At 52.1% G+C, this 12,890-nt stretch carries 10 protein-coding genes; 2 read left to right on the top strand and 8 right to left on the bottom strand.

The genetic code is table 11. The features are described from left to right. Nucleotides 1–37: 37 nt before the first annotated feature. From FDX19_RS06170 to FDX19_RS06185, 4 genes are all read right to left on the bottom strand, one after another. Nucleotides 38–1,531 (bottom strand): pitrilysin family protein, encoded by a 1,494-nt coding sequence (locus FDX19_RS06170; RefSeq protein ID WP_137382033.1) that lies wholly within the window; start codon nt 1,529–1,531, stop codon nt 38–40. Between the two features lie 222 nt (nt 1,532–1,753). After that, a complete protein-coding gene (dctA, locus tag FDX19_RS06175; RefSeq protein ID WP_048213643.1) occupies nt 1,754–3,040 on the bottom strand; it encodes a C4-dicarboxylate transporter DctC in 1,287 nt (428 codons plus the stop codon). A gap of 157 nt (nt 3,041–3,197) precedes the next feature. Further along, nucleotides 3,198–5,204, bottom strand: coding sequence for a biofilm formation regulator HmsP (gene hmsP, locus FDX19_RS06180; protein WP_137382034.1), 2,007 nt, complete (start codon nt 5,202–5,204; stop codon nt 3,198–3,200). 226 nt (nt 5,205–5,430) lie between these two features. Continuing rightward, nucleotides 5,431–5,538, bottom strand: a complete 108-nt coding sequence (locus tag FDX19_RS06185; RefSeq protein WP_137382035.1) for a type I toxin-antitoxin system toxin Ldr family protein — start codon at nt 5,536–5,538, stop codon at nt 5,431–5,433. Between the two features lie 426 nt (nt 5,539–5,964). Here FDX19_RS06185 and megL point away from each other — a divergent pair, with 426 nt between their 5' ends. Continuing rightward, nucleotides 5,965–7,161: a methionine gamma-lyase gene (gene megL / locus FDX19_RS06195; RefSeq protein WP_137382036.1), complete on the top strand. Its 1,197-nt coding sequence runs from the start codon at nt 5,965–5,967 to the stop codon at nt 7,159–7,161. 117 nt (nt 7,162–7,278) lie between these two features. Further along, complete coding sequence (locus FDX19_RS06200) at nt 7,279–8,577, top strand: amino acid permease (protein WP_137382037.1); 1,299 nt, start codon at nt 7,279–7,281, stop codon at nt 8,575–8,577. A gap of 32 nt (nt 8,578–8,609) precedes the next feature. On the opposite strand, the gene FDX19_RS06205 is transcribed toward FDX19_RS06200, so the two are convergent. The 4 genes from FDX19_RS06205 to dppC form a co-directional block, all read right to left on the bottom strand. Then, nucleotides 8,610–9,812, bottom strand: a complete 1,203-nt coding sequence (locus FDX19_RS06205; protein ID WP_137382038.1) for a sigma-54-dependent Fis family transcriptional regulator — start codon at nt 9,810–9,812, stop codon at nt 8,610–8,612. A 176-nt stretch (nt 9,813–9,988) separates the two neighbouring features. Next, nucleotides 9,989–10,993, bottom strand: a complete 1,005-nt coding sequence (gene dppF / locus FDX19_RS06210; protein ID WP_043018667.1) for a dipeptide ABC transporter ATP-binding subunit DppF — start codon at nt 10,991–10,993, stop codon at nt 9,989–9,991. Continuing rightward, on the bottom strand, nt 10,990–11,973 hold the full coding sequence (dppD, locus tag FDX19_RS06215) for a dipeptide ABC transporter ATP-binding protein (protein WP_137382039.1): 984 nt from the start codon (nt 11,971–11,973) through the stop codon (nt 10,990–10,992). Before dppD ends, dppF begins: the two co-directional genes overlap by 4 nt. A gap of 10 nt (nt 11,974–11,983) precedes the next feature. Next, nucleotides 11,984–12,886, bottom strand: a complete 903-nt coding sequence (gene dppC, locus FDX19_RS06220; RefSeq protein ID WP_137382040.1) for a dipeptide ABC transporter permease DppC — start codon at nt 12,884–12,886, stop codon at nt 11,984–11,986. Nucleotides 12,887–12,890 lie beyond the last annotated feature (4 nt).

Here is a 12,890-nt window from a genome sequence, read left to right on the forward strand (position 1 = left end):
GCGCTTCGTCTTCCCGGCCTACACGTTACACTACCCTTTACTGTACCGCCGGAATATCCGTCACTTCTGGGTGAGATTCATCCGTTTCAACCGGCGTTGCCGCCGTAGTCGCTGGCACCATGATGCTATCCCATGTCGCCTGCAGATCCTTCATGTTGAACTCAGGTTCCCCTTTCGGCTGAAGCAGAATGAGAGCCATATCCTGCGATAGCTGCTGACGCAAATCCTGATTCAGCATCTCAACGGTCAGGCCATTAAGGAAGTTCTGCCGTAAACGCTGATACTGTTCTGGCGCGATATCTACCACCTGGTTTTGCAACGAGCGCAAACGCTGGCTGATCAAAATATCGGTATCAGTGCGGCCGTAGGTAGCAAACAGTTTCTGCAATTCCAGATTTTTTTGCGCCACCAGCGCATTGAACTCTTCTTCCGGCAGGCCCTTGTCCCGCACTTTCGCCAGTTCGCGAGCCACCGTGCCCAGGTTCGCATTCAGCTTATCGTTCGGCGATTCAACGTTAATGGCGCACTGTGCACGCAGGAACAGCACCCGACAGTCAAAGCCGAGGCCGATGTCTTTCGCGTTGTTCCTGGATAACGTCTGCTGGATATGCCAGAACAGCGCTTCACGGGCTAAATCGGCACGCCAGTAGCGTAACAACGCGGCGGATTCACGAATAGGTTGCCACGGCGCGTCCCACATGATGGAAAGACGATCCTGGCGTACCGCATCGGTCATAATGCTTACCGCTTCTGCACGCAGTGGAGAGAGCGTAGGCACCGGTGCCGGCGTTTCACGTTTTCCGTTTAACTCACCGAAGGTTTTATTGATTTGCTCAGCCACGCTGCGTGCGTCAACGTTACCGACGATAATGAGCGTCATTGCGTCCGGGGTATACCATTTCTGGTAGAACGACTGAATTTTGGCTGCATCAATCGGCTTTTTCAGCGGATCGGCGGGATCGTGCCCTAACAGAGTGGAGCCTTTCAGACGATAGCGCCACCACCCTTCTTTGGTATCCGTCGGCCATGTTGCCACCATATCTTCGCTGCTCAGCGCATGGTTAACCGTTTCTGGCGTAATGGTCAGCTTGCCGGAGATATTCGCCAGATATGAAAGCGACTCTTTCAGCAGGTCATTCCGGCTATTGGGTAGGCTGAGGTTATACAGCGTGGAATCATAGGAAACGATAACGGGCGGCATGGGGCGTTTAGGATCAAACCCCTGCTGCCACAGAGAACGAGCTTGCGTGGCATCAAGGCCACCGCTTTGCGTCAGCGCGATACGTGGGATCGCATGGCTAAAACCACTCTGTTGCGTACTTTCGGTGAGTGAACCGGTATTTACCAGCAGGCGAACCTCAATACGGTCGCTGGGGCGCTGGGGGGTGGCTAACACTTGCCACTGGAGACCATTCGCCAGCGTGCCCTGTTGCCACGCCGGGTCAGGCTGGAGCGCATCTGCCTGCACATAGCCGGCAGAGGCCATCATCAGCAAGCCGCCCGCTAAAAGTCGAATTTTTGTGCCCTGCATGTGAACCCCTGATCAACTATCCTGGTAATAAAAAGACAGCCCTGAGAAGGACCCTCTGAATATGACGTTAAAAACACTTCGTGTTAGACCGCAAGAACATAAAAATGTCACGGAAGAAGTGAAAAAATCCCGAAACCGTCGCACAGACAGTTTCAGGCACAGGGGGTAATTATGCGCAAACGCCCGCAGTCCTGGAAGGGACTACGGGCATAAGTGACGAGATTAAGAGGATAAATCGTGCGTTTTGCCATCCGGCGCACGATTATTCAGCACATCATCAAGCTTTTTGTGGTCCAGTTCTTTCACCCACTTAGCCACAACGACCGTTGCCACACCGTTACCGACCAGGTTAGTCAGCGCACGCGCTTCAGACATAAAGCGGTCAATACCCAGGATGAGCGCCAGACCCGCTACCGGCAGATGCCCTACTGCGGAAATCGTCGCTGCCAGCACGATAAAGCCACTTCCGGTCACACCCGCTGCACCTTTCGAGGAGAGCAGCAGCACCACCAACAGGGTTATCTGATGGAAGATATCCATATGACTATTGGTGGCCTGCGCGATAAACACCGCCGCCATCGTCAGGTATATCGATGTTCCATCAAGGTTAAACGAGTAGCCGGTGGGAATAACCAGACCAACGACGGACTTCCGGCAACCCAGCTTTTCCATCTTATCAAGCATACGCGGCAGCGCTGACTCGGAAGAAGAGGTCCCGAGAACGATCAGCAGTTCTTCACGGATATAGCGGATAAACTTAAAGATGCTGAAGCCGGTTGCGCGAGCAATCGAGCCCAGCACCACGACCACAAACAGGATACAGGTGATGTAGAAGCAAATAATCAACTGACCCAGTTGCACCAGCGTTCCAACGCCATACTTACCGATGGTAAAGGCCATGGCACCGAAAGCACCGATCGGCGCAAGGCGCATGATCATGTTGATAATGCCGAAAATAACCTGCGAGAAACTTTCAATTACGTTGAAAATCATCTGGCCTTTGCTGCCCAGACGGTGCAGAGCAAAACCAAACATCACCGCGAACAACAATACCTGCAGGATGTTGCCGCTGGCGAACGCGCCGATGACGCTACCCGGGATAATATCCATCAGGAAGCCCACGATCCCCTGGTCTTTTGCCTGCTCGGCGTAAATCGCTACCGCTTTGGCATCCAGCGTTGCCGGATCGACGTTCATCCCGGCCCCGGGTTGCACCACGTTGACGATGATAAGACCAATGATCAGCGCAATCGTACTAACCACTTCAAAATAAAGCAGTGCAACCGCACCTGTGCGGCCGACTGCTTTCATACTTTCCATACCTGCAATGCCGGTCACGACAGTACAGAAGATAACAGGTGCGATGACCATCTTAATGAGCTTAACGAACGCGTCGCCAAGCGGTTTCATTTGGGCGCCTAATTCAGGGTAGTAATGGCCAAGGAGGATACCAATGGCAATTGCTGTCAGGACCTGAAAGTAAAGGCTTTTGAAGATAGAGGTTTTCATAGGGTGTCCTTAAAGTAAAAACCACAGGTCTTGTAAGGTTTTGTTTAACCTGCGGCCTTAAAGTAACACCCACACAACATGACAGAAATGCACCTGGATCATAATTGATACAAATTTGTTAAAAATTTTGAACTGGCTCGCACAAGCGCTACCTTTTTTAACTTTTGTAATCAGCTGATTCCTTCGCTAAATAGCGTTCTTCGAAGATATCTGCCGGAACCGGACGGGCAAACAGGAATCCTTGCGCGACTTCCACCCCTGCCTGTGATAACCAGTCGCGTTGCGCTTCGGTTTCAACGCCTTCCGCAATCATTTGCAAATTGAGACTATGAGCCAGCTGAATAATGGCAGAAATCATACTGCTATCCTCTGGCAGGCCTTCAACAAACATCTTATCGATTTTGAGCACATCAACTGGCAGTGACTTCATGTGCTGCAACTGCCGCAGACCCGCATAGCCCATACCAAAGTCATCCAACGCAATGCGTACCCCCGCATTGCGCAGCGGACGCAGGATAGCGACAGCGGCGTTTGGATCATCGATATGCCGGCTTTCGGTAACTTCCAGAATCAAGGTACCGGGCTTAATGCGATATCGGTTTAACAACTCCAGCAGATCCGACACCATACTCGGATGCATCAGCTGTAGCGCAGACAGATTCACCGACAGCGGTAACATCAGACCTCGTTCCTGCCAGGCCGCAAGCTGGCGACAAGACTCCTCCAGCACCCAATATCCAACCGTCACCATCAGACCACAGGATTCAATCCTGTCGATTAGCCCTTCCGGTAATTCCCAGCTTCCGTCTGCCTGCTGCATCCGCAATAAAGCTTCAGCACTCAACATCTTGCCGCTGGCGATCTCGACCTGCGGCTGCATCCACAACGCAAATTGCTGGTGATCAAGCGCGGTCAGAATGTCGTTCTCTTCGGTCAAACGCTGCTGTGCTTCTTCCATTTGCTGCGGATCAAAGAATTGGATCTGGTTTTTACCCTTACGACGCGAGGTTAGCACTGCCGATAGCGCGCGGCTGTATAGCTGTTCCGCCGTCAAATCGCCGTAGTACATCGCCACCCCAATATTGCAACTCGGGCGTAGCTGGATACCCTGAATCGGCAACCGTTCATTCATGATAGTGAGTACTTGCTGACCTAATGTGATTGCATGCCAGGGTTCCTTCACACCGTGCGCGATAATCGCGAAGTCATAGCCGCTCACCTGAGTAAGCACCATTCTGGGCGCCAGCACCGATCTCAGTTTCTCAACCAGCGTCAACAGCAGGATTTCCCGCTGGGTCTCGGTCAATACACCGGCGGTATCACGCAGGGTTTCGCAGGTGACAATCATCAGCGCAGTTGTTTGCGGGCCAGTAACAATCTGCTCCAGTAGCCCCATTAAGAACGTCTTATTTGGCAGTTCAGAGACCGGAAAGCGCATCGAATTGTCGTTCTGCTCTTCACTGTGGCGCAGGACCAGCTGCTGATTCAGGTTGTAGCTACGCACCAACATCCCAATCTCATCATCCTGATGCATAGGCGGTAATGCCAGTTGATAGCCGATCAGCTCCTGCTGCGGAATATCGTTCAGTTCGCGAGCAATTTTGCGTAACGGGTGCACAATCAGGCGGTTAATACACCAGGAGATGGCGACCGACAGGATTAACGACAAAAGTAAGTAAATGGTCACTAACGTTGAAAGCGTGCTCGTCACGAATTTGTACATGCGGTATGAATCCGCTTGTAACACCAGATACGCCAGCGGCTGTGGGTTGGCGGAGCGCTCAAGAGAATAGACCGGGAGCGAAATCTGCACCGGCAGTTCAAACAGTCGAGTCACCGTCACCGGAACGGGGCGTTCAGGGATAAAGCTCATCCGCAATGCCTGAAACTGGTTGGGCAGTACCACATCCGCGCGACTGACCACGCCAGCGGGCTGGATACGGCTTAAAATCATTTCCGCTTCGGGGATATCCCCCTTCAGGATGGCGGCCGACAGAGGTTCACGGACGGAGCGAGCGATGCTTTCCAGTTGCGTAGCCGTGTTATAGCGGTTCTGCTGGACCAAATGGAACAACAAAACGGTGCAAAAAATAAAAACAAACACCATGACAACGGCCGCAACCATCGCCATCTGCTTAATTGTTAACGAGCGACTGACACGCAAACTGACTCTCCACGGATAGACAAAAACTGCCGTCAGAGTATACCCCATCGTAGCGGTATTAAGAGAGGCGGTATCTGAAAACTTCCCTGTGTGCATTATCGCCGCAGGTTAGACACATGACGCTGGGATTTACCTGCAATTAAGGCGAAAAAGGCCGCAAAGTTGCCTCTGCGGCCCGGTTCGGGCGCATATTGCCATTACGGCAACCAGACACCCATAAGGGGCATTACTTACTGTTACGTAGCCAGTTCACAATCAGACTGGCAATAATGCCAGCGATGATCAGCGCTGCCAGATCGTGCCAGAAAGCACTACCCAGTTGCATGAGCGTCATATAGCCGCCTGCGTTGCAATGGCAACTGTTCACGGCTATTCTTGAGTTGTTCAGGTTCAAGTTAGCCCCCGTTTTGTTGCCAGGTTTTTACCGAACAACGTGCGGGGGTTTTCTCTTTCCAGCAACCTATGCCGCCGGGGATCAAGCCCCCGCAACATTGCGCCTCACCGGGATATCCCGGCTTGCCGCTGATTCTACGGTAACCCTTTCGCCCTGGCACCCCGGCGCCATCCACTCTGCGTGAAGCCTCGCAATTACGGCGCTACAAATCCGATATGGCTGGAAAGATTGTTGCCAGTTGGCAACTTTCCTGACGCTCCCCTGAAATAAAAATTACCTAATTCATTGATATTTAAATCTTAATTTTCTGGCACAGCAATTGCTATTTGAGTGTGAGCTGTTCTGTTCCGAATTAAAGGAGATATCATGTCTGACTGTCGTACTTACGGATTCAATACCCAGATCGTTCACGCGGGGCAACAACCCGACCCTTCAACCGGCGCGCTCAGTACGCCTATCTTCCAGACTTCAACGTTTGTTTTTGACAGCGCCGAACAGGGTGCCGCCCGCTTTGCGCTCGAAGAGTCCGGGTACATTTATACCCGTTTGGGTAACCCCACCACCGATGCGCTGGAGAAAAAGCTGGCAGTTCTGGAAAGGGGTGAAGCCGCGCTGGCAACAGCATCCGGCATTTCCGCCATCACCACGACTCTGCTGACGCTGTGTCAACAAGGTGACCATATCGTTTCTGCCAGCGCAATTTATGGTTGTACTCACGCTTTTCTGTCGCACAGCATGCCGAAGTTCGGCATTAACGTGAGTTTTGTCGACGCCGCGAAACCGGAAGAAATCCGCGCCGCGATGCGGCCGGAAACTAAAGTGGTGTATATCGAAACGCCCGCCAACCCGACGCTCTCATTGGTCGATATCGAAACAGTGGCGGGTATCGCCCATCAACAGGGCGCTTTGCTGGTCGTGGATAACACCTTTATGTCGCCATATTGTCAGCAGCCTCTGCAATTGGGCGCAGACATCGTGGTCCACAGTGTAACCAAGTACATTAACGGACACGGTGATGTGATTGGCGGCATCATTGTCGGGAAGCAGGAGTTTATCGACCAGGCGCGGTTTGTCGGTTTGAAGGACATCACCGGTGGCTGTATGAGCCCTTTCAACGCCTGGCTAACCCTACGCGGCGTTAAAACATTGGGTATTCGTATGGAACGTCACTGTGAAAACGCGCTGAAAATTGCCCGTTTCCTCGAAGGACATCCCTCCATTACCCGCGTGTATTATCCTGGCCTGTCTTCGCACCCACAGTATGAGCTGGGCCAGCGGCAAATGAGCTTGCCAGGAGGAATCATCAGCTTCGAAATCGCCGGCGGCCTCGAGGCTGGCAGACGGATGATCAATTCTGTAGAATTGTGCCTCCTCGCGGTCAGTCTCGGTGATACCGAAACCCTCATTCAGCACCCAGCGTCTATGACACATTCGCCCGTTGCGCCAGAGGAACGGCTTAAAGCAGGTATTACCGACGGGCTTATCCGTCTTTCTGTGGGTCTTGAAGATCCAGAAGATATTATTAACGACCTTGAACACGCCATCAGAAAGGCAACATTCTGACCATTACGGCCGGAACCGACGACGCTCGGTTCAGGCCGTTGAGAATCAAGGCACAACAGTCTGGCTATACGCGCACTCCTTTTTTGAGGAGAACGGGTATTTTGGGCAGGGGGTTCTATGCAGGACAACACATTACAATTAAGCAACAATACAGCAACCGCCGTACCATTCTCAAAGAAAATACCGTTTACAAAATACGATTTTGGCTGGGTATTACTCTGCATCGGCATGGCAATTGGTGCGGGTACAGTTCTGATGCCGGTACAAATTGGCTTAACCGGCATTTGGGTTTTTATTGTCGCCTTTATTATCGCTTACCCGGCAACGTATATTGTGCAGGACATTTATTTAAAAACATTATCAGAAAGTGAAACCTGCAATGACTACACCGATATTATAAGTCATTACCTTGGGAAAAACTGGGGGGTATTCCTCGGTGTAATTTACTTTTTGATGATTATTCATGGAATATTCATCTATTCATTATCGGTTGTTTTTGACAGTGCCTCATATATAAAAACCTTCGGGCTAACCGATACCGACCTTTCGCAATCAATCATCTATAAAGTGGCTATTTTTGCGGTACTGGTCGCCATTGCTTCCGGTGGAGAAAAGCTGCTGTTCAAAATCTCCGGTCCGATGGTGGTGGTAAAAGTCGGCATTATCATCATCTTCGGCTTTGCGATGGTCCCACACTGGAACTTCAGCAATATCAGCGCCTTTCCTGAAGCATCGGTCTTCTTTCGTGACGTGCTACTGACCATCCCGTTCTGCTTCTTCTCAGCGGTGTTTATTCAGGTGCTGAACCCCATGAATATCGCCTACCGCAAGCGGGTGGCTGACCGGGTGCTAGCGACGCGCATGGCCATTCGTACCCACCGCATCAGCTACATTACGTTGATTGCAGTCATCCTGTTTTTCTCCTTCTCATTTACCTTTTCGATTAGCCATGAAGAGGCGGTTTCAGCCTTCGAACAGAATATTTCTGCACTGGCTTTGGCAGCGCAGGTCATTCCTGGTCAAATTATTCACATCACCTCCACGATATTGAATATCTTTGCTGTCCTGACCGCATTCTTCGGTATTTACCTGGGCTTCCATGAAGCGATTAAAGGGATTATCCTTAACGTACTTAGCCGTGTAATTAATGTTGAGAAAATAAACCCACTAGTACTTACATTGGGTATTTGCACATTTATCGTTATTACGCTGGTTATTTGGGTTTCGTTCCGCGTCTCAGTGCTGGTATTCTTCCAGTTAGGCAGTCCGCTGTATGGAATTGTGTCGTGTATTATTCCGTTTTTCTTGATCTATAAAGTGGCGCAACTGGAAAAACTGCGCGGGCTAAAAACCTGGCTAATCCTGATCTACGGAGTTTTACTGTGCCTGTCACCACTGTTGAAGTTGATTGAATAATCCGATGACAGCGCCGTCAGCCCTGACGGCGCTTAACTCACGCTCTCAAGCTGGTAGCTACGAATTTTGTTCAATACCGTGGTATGCGATACGCCCAGCGCCTTAGCAATATGCCGCGACGACACATTCTCTTCCACCATCTGCTCAATTAACTGACGCTCGGCGCACTGGACCTGTTCTTTAAACGGACGTTGGGTGTGGCGCAATTCGCCTGCCGACAGATTCGCCATCCCCAGGTCTTCCCGGGTAATAACATCAGATTCGGCCATCAGCATCAGACGAATAATCGTGTTTTCCAGCTCGCGTACGTTACCCGGCCAGCTGTGCTGATGCAAAGCGTCAAAACAGGCTTTATCCAGAATAATTCGCCGTTGGAACTCCTTCGCGTATTTCTGCACAAAGTGACGGATCAGCAGACTGATATCCTGCGGGCGCGCGCGTAACGGTGGAATGGTGAGTGAAAGTACGTTGATGCGGTAATAGAGATCGGCACGCAGCAGACGTTGCTCCACCATCTCTTCCAGATTCGCGTTAGTCGCCACAATAATACGCGCATTAACCGGAATAGTTTGCGCCCCGCCAACGCGACGGATCCCCCCATCCTGAAGGACACGCAACAATTTGGCCTGTAAGCTCAGCGACATTTCACCAAATTCATCCAGAAAAAGGGTGCCTTTATCAGCCATTTCAAACAGCCCTTTTTTGCCTTTACAGTCCGCGCCACTGAAGGCCCCTTTCTCATAGCCAAAAAATTCACTTTCCATCAGCGATTCGGGAAGCGCTGAACAGTTAACCGGAATAAACGGATAAAAACGCCGTGACCCGGAATTATGGATGGCCCGGGCAAGCAGTTCCTTACCAGTTCCGGTTTCACCACGAACCAAAACGGTATATTTGCTATCCGCGATTCTGATCGCTTTTTCTATCAGCAGTTGCATGCTCTGGCTGCTGCAAATAATGTCAGAAAAATAACGCGGACGTTCCGGTTCAGACATCGACAGTTCGCTTATCTCTTCGCACAGATAAGCAACGTTAATAATATCAGCACGCTGGCTTAAGCAGGATTGTACGCAGGAAATATCCTGCAACTGGCGACACCAGGATTTAATCAGAATGCGTCCAGGCGTAACTTTCATGGAGATGATATTGATATCACAGCAGGAAAATTCCTTCAGGACATCCTCAACCATCGACAGACGATCAATTGTTTTAATATCCCAGCGTATCGTGACCACATTTGCTCCTGGTAGTTAGCAACTGCGAAGTAGATATTTCTGTGACGAAAGCCAACCTGACTACATTCTAGACACTATGGAATAATGTTCTGCCAATGGACTCACATTGTGGGAGTAAAAACGAATTATAAAAAAACCGGAGCACAAGGCTCCGGTTATTGGGTCATAACCCACGTTTATTGCTGCGGATTTTCATCCTGGTCAACGGCAAAGCACGCAACCAGTTGGCCGCCGTAGTCTTTCAGCTGTGGCTGTAGCTGGGTACAAGGACCAAAGCGACGACGGCAACGGGCATTGAACGCACAACCTGGTGGCGGATTCAGCGGGCTTGGCAGCTCGCCGGTCAGCTTAATGCGCTCGCGGCGGTCATCCGGGTTCAGACGTGGTGTCGCAGAAAGCAGCGCCTGCGTATACGGATGGCGCGGATTATTGAAGATCTGATCTTTGGTGCCCTTCTCCACACAACGGCCCAGGTACATCACCATCACTTCATCCGCAATATGTTCCACTACCGACAGGTCGTGCGAGATAAAGACGTAGGACAACCCCAGCTCCTGCTGCAGGTCCATCATCAGGTTCAACACCTGCGCACGCACGGATACATCCAGCGCGGAAACGGGTTCGTCGGCAATCACTACATCCGGGTCAAGCATCAGGCCACGGGCAATCGCAATACGCTGACGCTGGCCGCCGGAGAACATATGCGGATAGCGGTCGTAGTGCTCGGTTTTCAATCCTACTTTCGCCATCATCGCCAGCGCTTTTTCACGGCGCTGCTCTTTGCTGAGTGTGGAGTTGATCAGCAACGGCTCTTCCAGAATCTGCCCCACTTTCTTACGCGGGTTCAGAGAACCGTACGGGTTCTGGAACACAATCTGGATTTTCTGCCGACGCAATTTCTGCGCCTGTGGGTCGTGCTTCAGCAGATCCTGCCCCTGATAATACAGTTCACCGCCGGTCGGGACTTCAATCATCGTCAGCAGGCGACCAAGGGTGGATTTCCCACAGCCCGACTCACCGACTACCGCCAGTGTTTTACCGCGCTCTAAGGTAAACGAAACGCCGTCCAGCGCTTTCACCAGGCGTTCCGGGGCAAACATCCCCTTTTTCACCGGGTAGTGTTTTTTCAGATCAATAGCCTGCAACAGCGGCTGTGGCAAAGCGGCCTTTTGCGTACTCATAGCCCAGGCCTCCCGGCATCATCAAGTGGGTAGTGGCATTTCGACTGACGACCGCCTTCCAGCAGGTTCAGTTCAGGTTCTTCAGCGCGGCATTTGTCGGTTGCATAGGGGCAGCGAGGATTCAACAGACAACCGTTCGGGCGGTCATATTTCCCTGGCACCACACCCGGCAACGATGCCAGACGCGCTTTATCCTGAGCAAACTCCGGCAGCGCACGCAACAACGCCTGGGTATACGGATGACGCGGCGCGCGGAAAATGTCGTGCGCGGCTCCGGTTTCCACCACCTGACCGGCATACATCACGATAATTTTATGCGCAGCCTCGGCCACCAGCGCCAGGTCATGAGTGATCAGAACCAGCGCCATGTTCTCTTTCTGTTGCAGTTCCAACAGCAGCTCAATGATCTGTGCCTGAATGGTCACGTCCAGCGCCGTTGTCGGTTCGTCGGCAATAAGCAGCTTCGGACGACAGGCGATCGCCATCGCGATCATCACACGCTGGCTCATTCCACCGGACAGCTGGTGCGGATACACATCCAGACGCGAGGCCGGGTCAGGGATACCCACCAGCGTTAGCAGGTCAATTGCCCGCTGAACACGCGTTTTTTTGTTGCCGCCCTGGTGTACCTTAATGGCTTCCATGATCTGGTAACCCACGGTATAGCACGGGTTAAGGCTGGTCATCGGGTCCTGGAAGATCATCGCGACTTCCGCGCCCACTAACTGGCGACGCTCTTTCTCAGAGATGCGCTTCAGATCGCGACCGTTAAACTCCAGATTTTCGGCCATTACCCGGCCTGGGTAGTCAATCAATCCCATAATCGCCAGCGAGCTGACGGACTTACCAGAGCCTGACTCCCCAACAATGCCAACCACTTCACCCTGGTTCACACTGTAGCTAATGCGGTCTACGGCGCGGAATTCGGAACCAACATCGCCGAAGTGCACCGATAATTTATCTACATTTAATAACGCCATCTCGAACCTCTTACTGCTTCAGTTTGGGATCGAGCGCGTCACGCAGACCGTCACCCATCAGGTTAAATGCCAGCACCGTCAGCAGGATCGCCAGACCCGGGAAGGTCACGACCCACCAGGCACTCTGCGCAAACTGCAACACGTCGGAGAGCATGGTTCCCCATTCCGGCGTTGGTGGTTGCGCACCCATACCCAGGAAGCCAAGCGCGGCCATATCGAGAATAGCGTTAGAGAAGCCGAGCGACGCCTGAACAATCAGCGGCGCAAGACAGTTAGGAAGAATATTAACGAACATCTGACGCATCGCACCGGCACCCGCTACGCGGGAAGCGGTAACGTAATCACGGTTAACTTCCACCAGGACTGCGGCACGCGTCAGACGGACATAGTGCGGCAATGCCACGAACGTCAGCGCCAGCGCGGCGTTACCAATAGAAGGACCAAATACGGCAACCAGCACCAGAGCCAGCAACAGGCTCGGCAGCGCCAGCATAATATCGACCACACGCATGATGACGTTATCGACGATACCGCCAAAGTAACCGGCAACCAGACCGAGCACCACGCCCATTAACAGGGACAGTACCACCACCAGGCAGCCAACCAGCAGCGATAAACGCGCGCCATACATCAGACGCGACAGCACATCGCGGCCGACATCGTCAGTACCGAACAGATGCGCCATGGTGCCGCCTTCCTGCCACGCAGGAGGAGCCAGCAGCGTATCGCGGAACTGATCAGCGGGATTGTACGGGGCGAGAACGTTGGCAAAGACCGCAATCAGGATCATCACCACCACATACACCAGCCCGACAACCGCACCTTTGTTGCGTTTAAAATAGTGCCAGAACTCCTGCAACGGGGTCATCGGCACCGGTGCAGCAATAACTTTATTTTCAGTAACCTGTGACATGATG

It is taken from the genome of Citrobacter sp. wls619 (assembly GCF_005281345.1).
Lineage (GTDB): Bacteria > Pseudomonadota > Gammaproteobacteria > Enterobacterales > Enterobacteriaceae > Citrobacter.

Coding starts and splice junctions, on each gene's coding strand:
- FDX19_RS06170 (WP_137382033.1), bottom strand. CDS start 1,531: ATGCAGGGCACAAAAATTCGACTTTTAGCGGGCGGCTTGCTGATGATG.
- dctA (WP_048213643.1), bottom strand. CDS start 3,040: ATGAAAACCTCTATCTTCAAAAGCCTTTACTTTCAGGTCCTGACAGCA.
- FDX19_RS06185 (WP_137382035.1), bottom strand. CDS start 5,538: ATGACGCTCATGCAACTGGGTAGTGCTTTCTGGCACGATCTGGCAGCG.
- megL (WP_137382036.1), top strand. CDS start 5,965: ATGTCTGACTGTCGTACTTACGGATTCAATACCCAGATCGTTCACGCG.
- FDX19_RS06200 (WP_137382037.1), top strand. CDS start 7,279: ATGCAGGACAACACATTACAATTAAGCAACAATACAGCAACCGCCGTA.
- dppF (WP_043018667.1), bottom strand. CDS start 10,993: ATGAGTACGCAAAAGGCCGCTTTGCCACAGCCGCTGTTGCAGGCTATT.
- dppD (WP_137382039.1), bottom strand. CDS start 11,973: ATGGCGTTATTAAATGTAGATAAATTATCGGTGCACTTCGGCGATGTT.
- dppC (WP_137382040.1), bottom strand. CDS start 12,886: ATGTCACAGGTTACTGAAAATAAAGTTATTGCTGCACCGGTGCCGATG.